This is a genomic window from Ruminococcus sp. HUN007 (genome assembly GCF_000712055.1).
In the GTDB taxonomy this organism is placed as follows: domain Bacteria; phylum Bacillota; class Clostridia; order Oscillospirales; family Ruminococcaceae; genus HUN007.
On the sequence record NZ_JOOA01000001.1, the window covers coordinates 480,787 to 497,142 of the forward strand.

The 16,356-nt window shown below is 41.6% G+C and carries 15 protein-coding genes and 2 pseudogenes; 4 read left to right on the plus strand and 13 right to left on the minus strand.

The annotated features are described in order from the left end of the window. Positions 1-5 precede the first annotated feature (5 nt). The 10 genes and pseudogenes from CC97_RS02065 to CC97_RS02100 all read right to left on the minus strand — a co-directional run bounded on the left by CC97_RS02065 (position 6) and on the right by CC97_RS02100 (position 5,755). Positions 6-800: an HD domain-containing protein gene (locus tag CC97_RS02065; protein WP_044973510.1), complete on the minus strand. Its 795-nt coding sequence runs from the start codon at positions 798-800 to the stop codon at positions 6-8. 41 nt (positions 801-841) lie between these two features. After that, positions 842-1,834: a hypothetical protein gene (locus tag CC97_RS02070; protein WP_044973511.1), complete on the minus strand. Its 993-nt coding sequence runs from the start codon at positions 1,832-1,834 to the stop codon at positions 842-844. A 10-nt stretch (positions 1,835-1,844) separates the two neighbouring features. After that, entirely contained in the window at positions 1,845-2,282 is a 438-nt protein-coding gene (locus CC97_RS02075) for a DUF4869 domain-containing protein (protein WP_044973512.1), read from the minus strand. A 202-nt stretch (positions 2,283-2,484) separates the two neighbouring features. Further along, a complete protein-coding gene (locus CC97_RS02080; protein ID WP_197021818.1) occupies positions 2,485-3,126 on the minus strand; it encodes a hypothetical protein in 642 nt (213 codons plus the stop codon). Further along, positions 3,014-3,325, minus strand: a complete 312-nt coding sequence (locus CC97_RS21250) for a zf-HC2 domain-containing protein (RefSeq protein WP_044973513.1) — start codon at positions 3,323-3,325, stop codon at positions 3,014-3,016. Before CC97_RS21250 ends, CC97_RS02080 begins: the two co-directional genes overlap by 113 nt. After that, positions 3,315-3,473 (minus strand): annotated as a pseudogene (locus tag CC97_RS19430) (sigma factor-like helix-turn-helix DNA-binding protein); the annotation flags it as partial. The gene CC97_RS21250 and the pseudogene CC97_RS19430, both read right to left, overlap by 11 nt. 137 nt (positions 3,474-3,610) lie before the next feature. Beyond that, positions 3,611-4,408 carry an EAL domain-containing protein gene (locus CC97_RS18455; RefSeq protein WP_049962624.1) on the minus strand — a complete coding sequence of 266 codons (798 nt, stop codon included), beginning with the start codon at positions 4,406-4,408 and terminating at the stop codon, positions 3,611-3,613. Continuing rightward, positions 4,362-4,637 (minus strand): hypothetical protein, encoded by a 276-nt coding sequence (locus CC97_RS18460; protein ID WP_049962625.1) that lies wholly within the window; start codon positions 4,635-4,637, stop codon positions 4,362-4,364. The genes CC97_RS18455 and CC97_RS18460 overlap by 47 nt, the downstream gene beginning before the upstream one ends. Next, positions 4,618-5,085: a diguanylate cyclase gene (locus tag CC97_RS18465; RefSeq protein WP_049962626.1), complete on the minus strand. Its 468-nt coding sequence runs from the start codon at positions 5,083-5,085 to the stop codon at positions 4,618-4,620. Before CC97_RS18465 ends, CC97_RS18460 begins: the two co-directional genes overlap by 20 nt. Positions 5,086-5,239: 154 nt before the next feature. Continuing rightward, entirely contained in the window at positions 5,240-5,755 is a 516-nt protein-coding gene (locus CC97_RS02100) for a hypothetical protein (RefSeq protein WP_044973514.1), read from the minus strand. A 311-nt stretch (positions 5,756-6,066) separates the two neighbouring features. Between CC97_RS02100 and CC97_RS02105 the strand changes: the two genes are divergently transcribed. The 4 genes and pseudogenes from CC97_RS02105 (at position 6,067) to metF (ending at position 11,411) form a co-directional block, all read left to right on the plus strand. Then, positions 6,067-6,879, plus strand: a complete 813-nt coding sequence (locus tag CC97_RS02105; RefSeq protein ID WP_044973515.1) for a hypothetical protein — start codon at positions 6,067-6,069, stop codon at positions 6,877-6,879. A gap of 224 nt (positions 6,880-7,103) precedes the next feature. Continuing rightward, positions 7,104-8,021 carry a LysR family transcriptional regulator gene (locus CC97_RS02110; protein ID WP_044973516.1) on the plus strand — a complete coding sequence of 306 codons (918 nt, stop codon included), beginning with the start codon at positions 7,104-7,106 and terminating at the stop codon, positions 8,019-8,021. Between the two features lie 242 nt (positions 8,022-8,263). Continuing rightward, positions 8,264-10,529 (plus strand): annotated as a pseudogene (gene metE / locus CC97_RS02115) (5-methyltetrahydropteroyltriglutamate--homocysteine S-methyltransferase). Positions 10,530-10,532: 3 nt separating this feature from the next. Next, complete coding sequence (gene metF / locus CC97_RS02120) at positions 10,533-11,411, plus strand: methylenetetrahydrofolate reductase [NAD(P)H] (protein ID WP_044973517.1); 879 nt, start codon at positions 10,533-10,535, stop codon at positions 11,409-11,411. 115 nt (positions 11,412-11,526) lie between these two features. On the opposite strand, the gene CC97_RS18470 is transcribed toward metF, so the two are convergent. The 3 genes from CC97_RS18470 to CC97_RS02135 form a co-directional block, all read right to left on the minus strand. Next, positions 11,527-13,869 carry a GDSL-type esterase/lipase family protein gene (locus tag CC97_RS18470; RefSeq protein WP_049962627.1) on the minus strand — a complete coding sequence of 781 codons (2,343 nt, stop codon included), beginning with the start codon at positions 13,867-13,869 and terminating at the stop codon, positions 11,527-11,529. Positions 13,870-14,093: 224 nt separating this feature from the next. Beyond that, positions 14,094-14,837, minus strand: coding sequence for a metallophosphoesterase (locus CC97_RS02130; protein ID WP_044973518.1), 744 nt, complete (start codon positions 14,835-14,837; stop codon positions 14,094-14,096). 199 nt (positions 14,838-15,036) lie between these two features. Beyond that, the gene (locus tag CC97_RS02135; RefSeq protein WP_044973519.1) at positions 15,037-16,056 is read right to left on the minus strand and encodes a LacI family DNA-binding transcriptional regulator; all 1,020 of its coding nucleotides are present in this window, start codon (positions 16,054-16,056) and stop codon (positions 15,037-15,039) included. Positions 16,057-16,356 lie beyond the last annotated feature (300 nt).

The following is a 16,356-nucleotide window of genomic DNA, read 5'->3' on the forward strand; positions in this document are numbered from 1 at the left end:
TATCCTCATCTTACAGCTTCCGCCCAGCATTTCTTCATTTCATCTCTGACAGTTTTAAGCTGATCTCTTACAGTATCATTTTTCGCATCAAGGTTCATGAGCACGTCAAGATATCCCTGCTTAGCTACTATATTCCTTGAAACTTTATATTCCAGTTCAAACGCCATACAGCAGTGACTTACAAGGCTTTCAAATTCAGTTTTTGTAATACCTCTCGGTACACAGCGGCGTTCCTTTACAAGCTCCATTATCTTGTCAGATGCAGGCTCACCGTCGTTTATGATACGCTCATTTCTTCCGTCATACGGAGGTTCGGTAAGCACACGGAAAATATCAGCCTTGTCGGCATCTCTGAGAATTCTGGTATACATCAGTGTTTCCTTATCAAGTCCGTCCGGTACCGCCAGCTTGTTGTGCAGACGTATAACAGTTTCAAGCAGTTTCTTCTTATCTTCATTTAAAAAGATGTTTTCATCACTTCCGGTATCAGAAAACAACGCTTTCTCAAACTCTGAAAAAAGTCCGTCCTTAAAAAGTATATCCGCACTGAGCTCCGCATGATCGATGGATACCGCATCGTAAAATGTGCCGTACCTTTTCACCTGCTCAAATCTTCCGATGTCATGCAGAAGCCCCGACAACCACGCAAAATCGCGTTCTGCACCTAAGCCCGCCGCAATCCTGTCAGCTATCTCAGCCACCCTGAATGTATGGTCTATCTTAAGTTTGATTTTTACATCAGATGAATCATAGTTATCAGTATAACTCCTGAAAACCTGTTCTGCCTTTGTTCTGTTCATAATGGATCTGTATTCTCCTTTGCTTTTAACACTCAAAATTATTATAATTCATTTTTCGAAGAAAAATGCTCATTTTCATCAAACAATCCGTTCAGTACAGAAACAATACGTTCTGCATTTCCGGAAGAAAGATAATAATTGTTTATCTCCTTTTTGGTATATTCCCGATAGGTACCCTGAGTTGATTTTTCAAGCAGATCTGTAAAAAACTTTTCCCAGCTGAAGAATTCTTCACTGAAAATGTATTCAGATGGATTTGCGATTACATCACTGATTTGTTTATCTGCCAGTATACCGGAAGCGAGTATCATCCACTCAAATGATTCCGGCAGACAAAGCATTATGTTTCCTGAAGTCCTTTCGATCAGAGTTACTACATCATTTGCATACGGTCCAAATGCTGCGCCGTCAGCGATAATAAGCACCTTTTCTGTTCTGTGTTTTTCAAGCCATTTTATAATATTCGAATTTCCTTTGGAAGAAACGCACTTTGTCTTTTTATTCTGAACAACCACCTGAAAGAACTGAAATCCTGACTTGGCATCCTCAACTACAAGAAACTCCGGAACAAAGTCAGCGTGTTTGTTATACACTAACTGATTATCAGAAATATATCTTTTTTCAAATCTGCAGTATTTACCGCTTCTTTTTATTTCATAAACCGCTTCAACACTGTACGGAAGTTCTTTAAGTTTTTCTCTGTTGAATATAACATAGTAATTATCAGTTTTACGTATTTCACGGGCAAATTCTTTACCTGAAATAAAATCAGCCCCTTCATCGATAAAAACTATACTGTCTTTTATTCTCCTTAAACGTATTTTCCAGTCCGGATCATCAAGGACAACACATTTTTTGTCACATAACAGATTGATACCGCTGTGCTCCCCGTCACGCATATGTTCATAGATAAGCTCATACAGTGTAGTCTTTCCTGTCGCACTGTTTCCAACAACTACTGTAATATTTCTTTCAAGTGTAAACTTAAAACTGATATCACGATTGGAAACTGAAATCTCATGTTTACCGTTCATCTGTTTTCTCCTACACATACTGATGAGCTTTGAATATCAGATCAGCCATATTGTCTACTGTTTCTCCGCTGTTAAGTATTTTTGCCTTGAATTTTCTGCTGCCGAAATCCATAATATGACGTAAATTAATCGTAATATCTTTATGCTTCGCTATTTCAAGTATCCATCGTGCACAGTTATCTCCGCAGTTTGAAGCATTAAAAACATATTTTGGATCGTTGGCTATAAGTATAAGAGTCTTGACGCCGCCGGACAGTTTTACAGGTGAGATCAGCCCGAAAACCGGACTTTTGATAGTTTTTGCATCAATTACTTCCGAACGGTCTACGCTCTTTATCATTTTAACCGATAATTCATCGGTGATCCATTCATCTTTATATGTATTTTTAAAATACACACTGGTATTATAAACTGCATCCGGCATGTTCCCAAAATAGATATTCAGCATGCTCATTCCTCCTTTATACAGCAATCCGGCAGACAGCCGGAAATATGTCTTTGATTTTTCCGGAAAAAACTACCGTTTGCGCTTGTTCCTGCAACATTGTTCTTATATATCATTCTTTAAAATTATACCACATTCTGATTAACAAAAACAAGTATTCAAAAAACAGTCATAAGCTGAAACGTGATGCCATTGCGGCGGCATTTTAATGTGCTGCACTCATCATTTTCTTACGATAAGGATTATTTTCGCCTGCGTCAAATCCTTCAAGCTGATATTCTTCCGGCATATAATTATCAATATCCACATCAAGAAAATAGTTGCAGAACATAACAGCAGAATATGTAACAGTATTATCCTCGTTTTCCGGTTTCAGAGCATATACAAATCCATAATACTCATCGGCATCCATAGCGATCAGGTCATATCCCGGCGGTTCTCCTGTAACATCATAGATACCTTCATACTTCTCGTTTCCGATATCCGATAAACGCTTAAGTTCTGTTTTATAGTCCTCATCACTGTATTTCACTGTAAGATACGTAATTATCTGAGGATCCCACGGATTATAGTTTACATACTGAAAATCTGTTACTGTCATCCCGACCTTTATTTTCTCAGGGAAAATTCTTCTGTTAGATTCGTTCAGAAAATACTGTCCGTCTTTTTCTTTATCAAGGCAGTAACTGTATTTTGAAATATCTGTGCACACCGACGGCTTCTTTATCGCCGCATCATATATCACCCCTCCGAATGCCATCAAAGTGAGTAAAAACGGCAGAAGACCAATTATTATTACGGCAGTGATAAGTATACACAGATTTTTCTTCTGTTTTTTTTCTGACATTTCTAAGAGATCTCACCTGTGCCGATTCATAATCTTCCGCCCCATTTACTGCTTCATCATTACGCATAGAATCCGTTAATGAAGCACACTCCGGACATTCTTTTATATGATCCTCAACGATTTTTCTGCTCTCATCACTGCAGACTTCATCAATATAAAGCGGAAGCAGATCTCTTATCATTTCACATTTATACTTCATCTTTGTAACCTTCTTTCAGCATCAGTCTCGCTCTGTGGTATGTGACTCTGGCCCAGCTTTCAGTCTTTTTATGAATATTTCCTATCTCCTTAAAAGAAAGATTCCCGAATGTTCTCATCCAGAAAACTTCACGGTACGGGTCAGAAAGATTCATAACCTGTATCGTGACTTCATATATAAATAACCCCCTTAGTGTATACACGATTTTTGTTATTTCGTGTTTCTACTCTAAGGGGATTATATCAGAATGATATGCTGAGTTGTTCTTCTTTTTTAGTATCAGGATTATTTATCATCTGATCCCGCTGTTTCAAGGCCTGCAAAAGTTTCGAACTCCTTTACCGGCATTGGTTTTGCAAAATAGTACCCCTGAAAAAGAGTACATCCCATGTCAGTTAGGATCTGGTGCTGCGGCTGGGTCTCGACGCCTTCGGTAAGTGCGACGATGCCGAGTTCCTTTGTAAGCGAAATGACATTGTGAACAATTATCCTTGCACGTTCGGCATTGCTGCTCTTTCCGAGGAATTTCATGTCGATCTTAAGAACATCGACCGGCATATCCTTAAGCATGTTAAGCGATGAATAGCCGCTTCCGAAGTCGTCCATCTCAACTATGAATCCTGCGCACCGGAATTTATCAAGTATGCCCATCCGGTTGTCGGCATCGTTCATCATTACTGTTTCAGTTATTTCTATTCTTAACTTTGAAGGATCGATGTCATATTCCTTTACAAGACTCTTCATATCCGCAAGGACATCTGTAAAGTAGAAATCCTTCGGAGAAATATTTACAGATATAAACATACCGGCACCAAGCTTTTTCCAGCGGGCAAGTGTCTCACAGGCACAGCGCCACATATGCTTGTCAACCTCGACGATCATGCCGTTGCGTTCAAATACCGGTATGAACTTAAACGGCGGCAGAAATCCGTACTCAGGATGCTCCCATCTTGCCAGCGCCTCAGCACCTACTATTTTTCCGTTCCTGTCGGCTATAGGCTGAAGGTAAGGACAAAGCTGTCTTGTCTCTATTGCATCAGCAAGCTGTGAGGATATTTTTCTGATCCCACATAAGCTGTTCACGGATCTTTGAATCGTAATATGCTATATGAACATTGAATTCATCTGAAATAGTGGAGATCGAAAGCAGCGCCCTGTCGAACATAACTGAAACATCTTTTTCGGAACCATCGATCTCATAGACACCTGTATGAATAAGCACATGATATTCAGCATGCTGATTTTTGATCATTAACTTTGAAAGACCTTCCTCGACTTTTACAGGATCCCATTCATCCTTCGGGACAAGCACGCCGAATGCCGCTCCGATAAGTCTGCCGTGTATGCATCTGCCGGAAAAAGCTTTCCCTTATCCAGTCAGCAATGGACTTTATAGCCTGATTACCGAATTCCGTACCGAAAATATCGTTTACCACCTGAAAATTCTTTACATCGAGATACAGAATATAATACGGTGTTTCCTTATCGTTGCTCAGTCTTTCCGTGATCCTTGTAAAAAGGTATTCGCGCGTGAACAGGCCTGTCATCATGTCGTGGGTAACGTCGTACATCTCACGTTTGGCATCATCTACATTCGCAACTGAAATGATAATCTGCTTCGCTTCATCATCAGGACTTACTGCATAAAGTGATACGTATCGCGGTACGCCGTCGACCATAAGGCGATAGGTCAGAGTAAGCTTGCCGAATGCTCTAAGGTTCTTCAGCAGAGTATTCCTGCTTAAATTCTCCTCGACCATCGGAATATCTTCGCTGTAGACGCTAGTATGAATATTTCTCTGCGTATCACTGAAGAAATCCGTTCCGCTCTGTCCGCTCTCAGCCCACCTGTACTTGTCCGATGTACTGTATTCGGTATATTCACCGGTCTCAGTATCGATTTTATAAACAACTTCATACCTTGAAGCCAGTGCTGTCGCAATATCGCTGAATTTTTTGCTCTCCTCTTCGATAGTTTTTTTTCAGCTTCATCTCGGCATCGGTATTGGCGACACCAATAACAATATGACTGCTGTCACCATGTGCAGACATACAAAGCAGACCGACGTACTGCTGTCTTCCTTCAAGGATCTGACGGTACGAAAGCGAAAGAATACCGCTTTCTCTGATACTTTCAAGAAGGCTGCTCTTCTCAAGAGTTTTTAATACTACATTTCTGTCTTCCGGATGGATAAACCTTTTTACATCTTTTTTCAGATCGGAAAAGAAATCTGATCCGAAACTGGTCATACCAAGCTCCGTAAATTCCTTACTTGCACTGTAGACCTGATATTCGTTTGTAACCGTGTCAACGTAGTAAATAACCTCATAACGGCCGGCAAGTGTACGTGAAACCTGCGCAAACACATCGTTTCCGGTGGATTCCGTACTTTCGGAAACATTTAATATGTTTTCATTGTTTTCATACATTTCATGCATCTCCTTATATCATAAAATCACATCAACAATGAAAATACCGGAGACCTGCTTTATTCCCCGTCCCCTGCATTCTGTCGTTTACGTGATTATGCAATTGCAACAAATATATATAATTATTGTATAATATTCAGCGCGCTTTGTCAACCTTTTAGCCGGAAACCATTTTCTTAAAGTCCAAATCAAATTCAGCAACAATTAATTTGACAAGCAATCAGAAAAATGGTAAAATGTTTTACAAACCTTATGCTTTAAACACAGCATATATTATGAACACACATGAATAATAAACGGAGAGGTATTAAATGAATAAAAAGACACTTGCAGGCCTTATGGCTTTGATTATTACAGTTTGTCTTGCCGGATGTTCGGCTGAACAGAAAAGCGGTAATGAGACCGCAGAAAAAACGGATGAAACTACTGCAGTTTCAGAAACGACTGAGGAATCAGTAACAGAAGCACCGGAATCAGAAACTACTGTTCCGGAAACCACAGTAACCACTTCAGAAGAAACAACCACACCGGATATAACTGAAATAACTGTTACACTTGAAGATAAATCCGGGTTAATGAGCGGTGTGGCTGAGACTATGGCTCCAGTATCTGATGGAAACGGAGTAAAATTCACGGTCATACAGGAAGACGGAAACGTAGTGGAAGTAACCGATTCAGAAGAAACACTGAAAATGCTTGAATTACTTGGCGAACGAGTAAGAGTCGGTGAAGAAAACTTTGGATTTATTGATATTCCCGTAGACTGGGATTATAAATCAAAATACGAATTAAACGGAACTGAGTATCTCAGATTCGGTAGTCATGATGAAACACAGATGTTTACAATGAACAAATGCCCTGACGAATCGGCAATGGATATGGCCAATCAAGTATATGATTCTGTTGAAGCCTCAAAAGAATTAGGTTTTGAGATATTAGAAAGCAAAACAACCTGGATGATGGGTAAAAAAGCGTACCGCATCGATTACACTACAGGTAAGGGTAACCCGCTAAGGGCTGCATATGTCATTGAAACAGGTGAAAACGAATGCTACCTACTTCAGGTAATGTATACTGACCCGGCTGTTTTCAAACTTGTCAGCACCTACGATACAGATAAATGATCACGAATACACTGAGTATAATGTATTCATGTCGGTAATATCTTTAAACCGGGCGAATTTCCGCCCGGTTTTTTATTATACTTTGAAACTGCTGAAACAAAAAACGATACGTCATTGCACAAGACTTCATCAACATTTATCAACATTCATTTATTTTGTGACAATTATTTATTGAAAAACTGCCGCATATATGTTATAATATAAATTTGCAAGGGAGGAATGATATGACCCTACAACAGCTTAAATATGTTATAACTATCGCCGAAACTGGTTCGATCACAACAGCAGCGCAGCGGCTGTTTATTGCACAGCCGAGTCTGTCAAAATCGGTTGCGGAACTTGAAAAGGAAATGGGAATAACGATATTCAACAGAAGCAACAGAGGCGTTTATCTTTCGGAAGACGGTACGAAATTTCTTTCGTACGCAAGACAGATAATCGAACAGACGGAACTTCTGGAAAGCGAATACAAGTCTTCTCCCCCGCCTAACAGAGCTTTTGCTGTTTCATCGCAGCACTATGCATTTGTTGTCAATGCATTTGTTGAGCTGGTACGTGAATACGGACGGGACAAATACGAATTCTCGCTTCGTGAACTTAAGACAGCCGAGATCATAGAAGATGTACGTACTCACAGAAGTGACATCGGTGTTCTTTATCTCAGCGGATTCAATCACGAAGTTATTAAGCACATTCTCCAGACGGAAGAAATTCAGTTTGTACCCCTGTTCACTGCAAAACCGCATGTATTTGTAAGCAGGAAAAACCCTCTTGTAGGCAGAAAAAGCGTTACGCTTGATGACCTGAAGGAATATCCCCGTCTTACATATGACCAGGGAGTGAAAAACTCATTCTACTTTGCGGAAGAACTTCATATCACTGCGGAAAGCCCGAAAAATATTGTTGTCTCGGACAGAGCAACACTGTTCAATCTGCTTATAGGACTTAACGGATACACCATATCGTCCGGTATATTAAGTTCCGATCTGAACGGAAAGAACATTGTTTCGATACCGCTTGAAAGCAATGAACATATGGAGATCGGATACATCATCACAACTGACAGGCCTATGAATGAACTTACGGCAAGATATCTTGAGCACCTGAAGAACTATATCGAAAAGCACTATCAGACGAACTGATCCTGTCATAGCTTTTAGCTATGGTACCGGATACTTTTTTGATATTAACACATTACTGAAACTGTATGATATAATAAGATCATTGAAACGCGCGCTAAAAACGAATTAAAATGATCAAGTCGCAGATCCGGCTTCGCCGGATCTGCGGTGGGAGAGAATGCGGGGCTTCGCCCCGTTCCCCCACACTGATTTATAAATAAATCAGTGCTCCCCCTATTATCATACACGGAGGAAAATGTGAAATGAAAACTTCAATAATCGGATACCCAAGAATCGGCTGCCTTCGCGAACTCAAATTCGCAAGCGAAAAATATTTCCGCGGCGAGATCACAGCTGCTGAACTTGAAAAGACAGCTAAGGAAATAAGAAGCTATAATCTTCAGTTACAGAAAAAAAGCGGTCTCGATTTCATCCCGTCAAATGACTTCTCTTACTACGACGGAATTCTTGACACGGCTTTCCTTTTAAACGCTGTTCCTGAAAGATATACAACACTCGGTCTTTCTTCACTTGACACATACTTCGCAGCAGCAAGAGGATATCAGGGCGACAAGGGCGACGTTAAGGCTCTTGCAATGAAGAAGTGGTACAACACAAACTATCACTACATGGTAGCCGAGATCGATGACAGCACTGAAATAAAGCTTAACGGTACAAAGCCTTTCGATCTCTTCAAGGAAGCTCTTGACGCAGGTGTAAAGACAAAGCCGGTTGTTATCGGTGCTTTCACCTTCCTTAAGCTCGCAAGATACAAGGGTACAAAGAAAGCTGCGGATTTCGTTAAGGAAACTGCAAAGGCTTACTCAGACCTTCTTAAGAAGTTTGCTGAACTCGGCGCAGAATGGATCCAGTTTGACGAACCTTCACTTGTAAAGGACCTCACAGCCGAAGACATTAAGCTCTTTACAGATCTTTACAAAGAGATTCTTGCACACAAGGGTTCAGTTAAAGTAATCGCTCAGACATATTTCGGTGATGTCCGTGACTGCTGCAATGAACTCTGCGGACTTGATTTCGACGGTATCGGTCTTGACTTCTATGAAGGGAAGAAATCACTCGAACTCGTTGAAAAGAACGGTTTCCCGAAGGACAAGGTTCTTTTTGCAGGCGTCGTAAACGGTAAAAAACATCTGGCGCAACAACTACGCAAAGACATTAAATATTTTAAATACACTTAAGAAATATGCTTCTGTGATCGTGATCAGCACATCATGCTCACTTCTCCACGTTCCATGCACTCTTGCAAATGAAACAAAGCTTGCAGAAAACGTTAAGAAGCACTTCTCATACGCAGAAGAAAAGCTCGGCGAACTTGCTGAACTTAAAGTTATCGTTTCTTCTGCCGCTCCTGAAAACACAGAAGAATTCAAAAAAAATGCTGCTCTTCACGCAGAAACAAGAGAAGGAAGCAACCAGGCTGTAAAAGACAAGGTGGCAGCTCTTACAGAAAAGGATTTCGTAAGACTCCCTGCATTTGCAGAACGTGAAAAGATCCAGAAGGAACGTTTTAAGCTTCCGCTCTTCCCTACTACAACGATCGGTTCATTCCCGCAGACAGCTGAAGTAAAGTCAGCACGTAAGCAGTTCAGAACCGGCGAACTCTCCGCAGAAAACTACGAAAAGTTCATCGAACAGAAGATCGCTGAATGCGTTGCTTTACAGGAAGAGATCGGACTCGACGTACTCGTTCACGGCGAATTCGAACGCAACGACATGGTCGAGTACTTCGGCGAATGCCTTGACGGATACATCTTCACAGAAAAGGCATGGGTACAGTCATACGGTACAAGATGCGTTAAGCCTCCTGTTGTATGGGGTGACATTTCAAGAGCAAAGCCTATGACAGTAAGATGGTCTGTATATGCACAGAGCCTTACAGAGAAGCCGATGAAGGGTATGCTCACAGGTCCTGTTACAATTCTCAACTGGTCTTTCCCGCGTGAAGATATAACACTTAAGGAAAGTGCTTTCCAGATCGCTCTTGCCATCCGCGAAGAGGTTCTTGACCTCGAAGCAAACGGTATAAGCATTATTCAGGTAGATGAAGCTGCTCTCCGTGAAAAGCTTCCGCTTCGTAAATCAGACTGGAAGGAAGATTACCTTGACTGGGCAATTCCTGCATTCCGTTATGTTCACAGCGGCTGCAGACCTGAAACACAGATCCACACACATATGTGCTACAGCGAATTCGCTGATATAATCAAAGAGATCGACGACATGGATGCTGACGTTATTACATTCGAAGCATCAAGATCAGATCTTACTATACTTGACGTACTCAAGGAAAACAACTTCCGTACTGAAGTTGGTCCTGGCGTATATGATATTCATTCACCAAGAGTTCCTTCAAAGGAAGAAATCATTGAAGCAGTCAGAAAAATGAAGGAACGAATCCCGGCTGAAAAGCTCTGGATAAATCCTGACTGCGGACTTAAAACGAGAGGAAATGCTGAAACTGTCCCAAGTCTTAAGAACCTTGTGGCGGCAGCATCAGAGGTAAGAAAATAAAAAATGAAAACTGCTGATATATTCAAAACCAAGACTGTATTCTCACTTGAAATATTCCCGCCGAAGCCTGATGCTGACGAGAGCGTTATCTACAACACTCTCGACCAGCTTACAGACATCTCCCCTGACTTCATAAGTGTAACATACGGAGCAGGCGGCGGCAAAAACGGCGCGAAAACGATCCAGATAGCATCAGACATCAAAAACAAATACCATGTGGAAAGCATTGCCCACATGCCTTGCATAAATCTTACCAAGGATCAGGCTGCGTCAATACTCGACAACATGGTCGCACACGGCATTGAAAACGTACTCGCTCTCAGAGGCGATATTCCTGAAGGAACTGTTTCACCGGGAGACTTCACACATGCTGATGACCTCATCACATTTATTCAGGACAACTACGACTTAAACATTCTTGCTGCATGCTATCCGGAAGTTCATCCGGAGAGTATGGGAGCTGTTGATGATCTTAAGTGGCTCAGACACAAAGTAGACTGCGGCGCAGATCATCTTATCTCACAGCTTTTCCTTGATAATGAATATTTCTTCAGCTTTCTTGAAAAGGCACGCATCGCCGGTATAAACGTACCGATCGAAGCCGGCATCATGCCTGTAACAAATAAAAAACAGATCGAAAGAATGGTAAAGATGTGCGGTGTTGAGCTTCCTAAGAAGTTCATCCGTGTCCTCGAAAGATACGAAGATAACGACATCGCTCTCCGTGACGCGGGTATCGCATACGCAGTAGACCAGATCACTGACCTTATTGCAGAAGGCGTTGACGGTATCCATCTTTACACAATGAACAACCCGTACATAGCTCACAAGATCTATGACGCAGTTCAGAACCTTGTAGCAGCAAAGGCTAACGCCTGCTGATAAGAATATCAGGAGATAACTTATATAAATACGAGCAGCATGACTTATCCATTTTATGGTTTAAGTCATGCTGCTTTTTTAGTAATTGCTTATTTTATGATTCCTAAGGAGCTTATCATGCCTTGAAAAGGCAGCGGATGAAATTGTACATGAGCGGTGTTACTGTTTTGTTGTCGTGACCGCCGCCCGGAACTGAGATAAAGATGTTTTCTGTTCCGTGTGCAGTAAACAGGTCACTGTACTGCTTAGGATATGTTCCTACCATGTCGTCGTCTGTACCGCCTGCGATCATGAGAACGTATGGTTCATACGGTGCGTCGATACGCATGTCATCCTTGCTCATAACTCCCGGATGATCCATGAACTGATCCTTTGTCGGGAAAATACCCGGTGCAGGAGCGCCGGCACCGATATATCCTACCTTGTCACAGCACTTCATTCCGATGTAGAGTGACTCTCTGCCGCCCATTGAGAAACCTGCCACTGCGGTATTCTCACGTCCTGTGGCAACTGAGTAATGTGATTCAATATACGGCATAAGGCTGTCAGGAAAATCTTCAACGAATGCATCGTAATAAGGCACATCGGCAGCCCCGTTGCCGCTTTCCTTATTGCCTTTAGGGTCAGTATACTGATGCGTGAATACGATGATCATCGGCTCTGCTTCCCCGCTCTTTATAAGGCTTGTGGCAATTTCCAGTATTCCCATACCGTTTACCATTGTGGATTCATTTCCGCCGTAGCCGTGGTTCACATAGAATACAGGATACTTTTTACTCTCGTCATATCCCGGCGGGAGCCATACGTTTGCGTTCTTGTCATGTCCGGCCTTTTTTGAGAAATATGATATGTGTTCAAGCTTACCCTCAGCCTTGCCCATTGCAGATGAAGGAACGCTTGTTGTTATCTGATCACGAATCTTTGACATATATGCAGTATCATGAGCGGCTGTCGGTTCAGACGTCGGAACAGACACTGCTGAAGGATCAATGATATGTGATTTGAGCAGTGAAAGATCCTTTATAGTTATCTTTTTATCATCGTCAAGATCAGCTGCACCGGAATTATCAAGTGAATCTTTTGTTCCGAGCATGTAGTCAAGAAGCATCTTAAGATCGATGCTGTTTACAGCCCTGTTTCCGTCGATATCGCCTTTTATCTTACTGTCTGACGGAGACGGTGAGGCAGAAGGAGAAGGCGACGGAGCTGCTGCTTTTCCCTTTGAGATAACGATATTGTCAACGTAGAAATCACATGTGTCAGTATCTGTTTCAATGTAGAAAACAGGATTGGTTCCGTCCTTGACTGTGTAGCCTTCAGCTGAAAGCTCTGTCCATTCACCTGAAGCGATATCGCCTTCTGCAAATGTATCGTATTCCGCACTGTTTCCGGAACCGTACTGAACTGAAAGCTTGAATTTTACCTTGCCGCCTGAATTCTGCTTTATTCTCGAGGAAACATTGATCGTGCTTCCTGCAGGACAGAGACTGCTTATGTCGTATGAAATACCATTCCATGCAGCTGTACGTCCGGTAACGGCTGCTGACTTTGCTCCCCTGTCGTATTCAGCCTTTGATGCTGATACACCCGCTCCGCCGCGTGCAGTCCATCCTGAAAGTCCGTTTTCAAAACCGCAGCGGAGAAGTTCGTTTTCTCCAAGAGGTTCTTCCGGTTCTTCTGGTGTACCGGAAGCTCCTTCAAGATATTCAGAAATAACCTCAGACCAGAACTTACCCATTTTCTCATAACCGGCACCGCTCGGATGAAGGTTATCGGAAGACATGTCCGCCATTCCGTTAAGTGAACCGTGAACGTCAGCGAACTGCACGTTGTCACCGTATGATTCTGCGACCTTCTTTACTGTGTTATTGTAATTCGCAACACGCTGTGCATTGCCGCCGTATGCTGTGAATTCAGGGATAGATCCCATGAAGATAACACCGTCTTCAGACATATCACCGAGAATATAGTCGATGAGAGTGTGAAGGTCTTTTTCACAGTCGTTTAAGTTTCTGTTGGCAGTCATATCATTTGTGCCGATTATAAGAAGTACAATGTCCGGATTTGCCTTCTTTACAGCGTCCTTGCTCTTAAGTCTTTCAAGAAGACCGTTTTCGCCCCAGCTTGGTATCGGATACTGCTGCTTAATGGTAAATCCGCTGTATCCGGCATGGTTATTATCGTAATTAACGTTCTGACCGTTATACTTAAAACTTGCGGAATTCTGACCCTCAGGTCCTACCATGTCAAATGAAATGCCCTTCTGGCGCAGTGAATAGTCGAGATATTTTCTATAGCCTCCGTTTTCGCCGAGGCCAAAAGTGATCGAGTCACCTATCGGCATAATGTTTACCTGACCGGCAGCGTATACGCTGTCAGGTTTCAGGTTCACTGCCGAAGCAAAAACAGCTGTAACAGCAACTGCAGAAGCCGTAAGCAGGGAATGCAGTTTTTTCATAAATCAGTTCCTCCTTCATAAATACGTTTTCTGATACCGCATGAGTGAAAACGATTTCGATGATCTGAAATCTCCGCCGTCATTAAAGTCTGTCAGAAACAAAACGGCGTGGTTCCTTTACACAATATTTCAGCTTTTATTATAGCTTATAAAATTTATGCTGTCAAGGTGATTTTTTAGTACCATATTACCAAATTCAGCTGTAATAAAAAAGCACCCGGCAATCAGTAATTGCCAAGTGCTTCTATATCATTGTACAAAACACGTATTTTATAAGCTTCGCTGTTGATGTCCTCATGATAGTGTCCGCAGAACCAGTATTTGAAACTGGTCCTCCTGTAGATCTCATTCAGATAAATTCCGGTCGGTTCAGGTGAATAGTAGCATTTGCACACCGGATATTCAAGATCTGCCGGAAGAGTATGCGTAATAATGTAATCCACATTATAATTATGCTCTTCAAGTACCGACATTCCGTGACTCATTTCATAGTAGTCAGGAATTTCAGATTCCCACCAGCTTACATCAGGAATACGCATAAGCCTGTCGTGTGATTTGGCTCCGCCCATCGTCCAGAATGTATAGCCGTCTATTTCATAGAATTCGCCGCGTTTAAGATGTATTACATTCGGTGCAAGCGGATGATAGTTTACCAGTCCGCCGTGCCAGTATGAAACCGGCTGGTTGTACCAGAAATTATGGTTGTCATGATTTCCGTCCACCCACAGAATAGTATACTTGCGCTTTGCAAGCCATCTGAGACGGTATTCGTAGGTATACCGTGATATTTTAGCCTGCTCTGATACAGGCATTTCCGGTGAGTAATCTGTCGGAAGAAACGGAAAACCAAAATCTCCGCATATTATAAGGTAATCATTTTCACCCGGCTTGTCTGCTCCGCTCCAGTCTTCATCAAGGAGTTTGTTTATATCGTGTTCGCCATGTGTATCCCCGGTAACGTATATCATTATTTGCTTCAGCTCATTTCTGCATATAGTTTATTTCCCGTAATCACATACACATAAATCCTGTCTTGTTTATTATACCATACTTTAGCCATATTTTCAACAACAAATTTTGTCTTTTGCTGTATATTAACAATATATCACGCACTAATTTGTATAAAAAACTATTTTCGCATCAGAAACCGATCAGCGTTTCCTTAAATTATTTCAGATTTTTAACTGATTCCTTTATAACCGTTTTTCCGAGAATGATCTTTCTTCCGGCACGGTATTTCTTGTTTTCAAGTTTCTTAAGCATGGCAGCAACCGTTTCCTCAGCCATCGCCTTCATATTTACTTCCACAGTTGTGATAGGAGGATCACATACATCTGATACGATGAAGTTGTCGAATCCTACTACTGAAACATCATCAGGAACGTTTATATTTCTCGATCTGAGTATTGATATAAGTCTGAAAGCAGTTTCGTCACAGTTGCACACGAAAGCTGACGGCATTTTTTCAGGAAGATCAAACTCCTTAAGGGTTATGCCGTTGTCATCACGGTCGTTTATAGCCTTTGGAATGTCGCTGTTCTGAGTGCAGATGTTGTTTTCCATAAGTGCCTTTACATATCCGAGATAACGGTCCTGGATACTTGAGGTCGCATTGAGTCTTCCGATAAATCTTATATCTTTGTGTCCGTTTTCAATAAGATAATCCGTAAGGAGATACATACCGTAGAAATTGTCCGTAACAACTGAATCAACATTATAATGCTTGTCGTAGAAATCAAGGAATATCAGCGGTATATCGCATCTGATAAGAACATCAATATAGGAATGCTTTATCTGACCGAGAACTATAAGTCCGCTCACTTTGTTTTCGGATATTATACGCGGAAGTATTCCTGCTTTTTCATCGTCCTTTGAAAGAGTTTCGTTGATTGCAAACAGATTCTTTTTAAGAAGTTCCTTTGAAGTTTCCTGACAGAGTCTCCAGTAGAATGTCCCCTTTTCGCCTACAAAACGCTCTGACATAAGTATACCGATATTTCTGTTTTCGATTTTTGAAGTGATACGTTCATTGACAGTATACTTGTAGCCGAGATCATCGGCAGTTTTTTTGATGGCTGCGCGAAGTTCCGGACTTACGCCTTCCCTGTCGTTAAGTGCGTTTGATACGGTAACGACACTGACATTGAGGCTCTCGGCAATATCGATCATTCTTATTACTTTTTTCATAGAATATTCACTCGACCTTTCGGGTTTAAGGATTTTGCAGACAAAAGACAAATCGTGTCCTGTGCTGCGGATAAGAACAGTGACCGTACGTAAAATTCACTGTTTATAAAACACTGGTACACCAGTAAACCTGCATCTGAAAAGATGCATTAACCCCTCAAGTCATCCCTTTCACGGAACGTTCAAAGCATACCTGTCCCGTGATATGATCAGTTTTATTAAGAATATTATAACACAGCATCAGAAAAAAATAAAGTATTTTGCTTAAATTCACTTAAAAAATTTTCAGGCAATTAACCT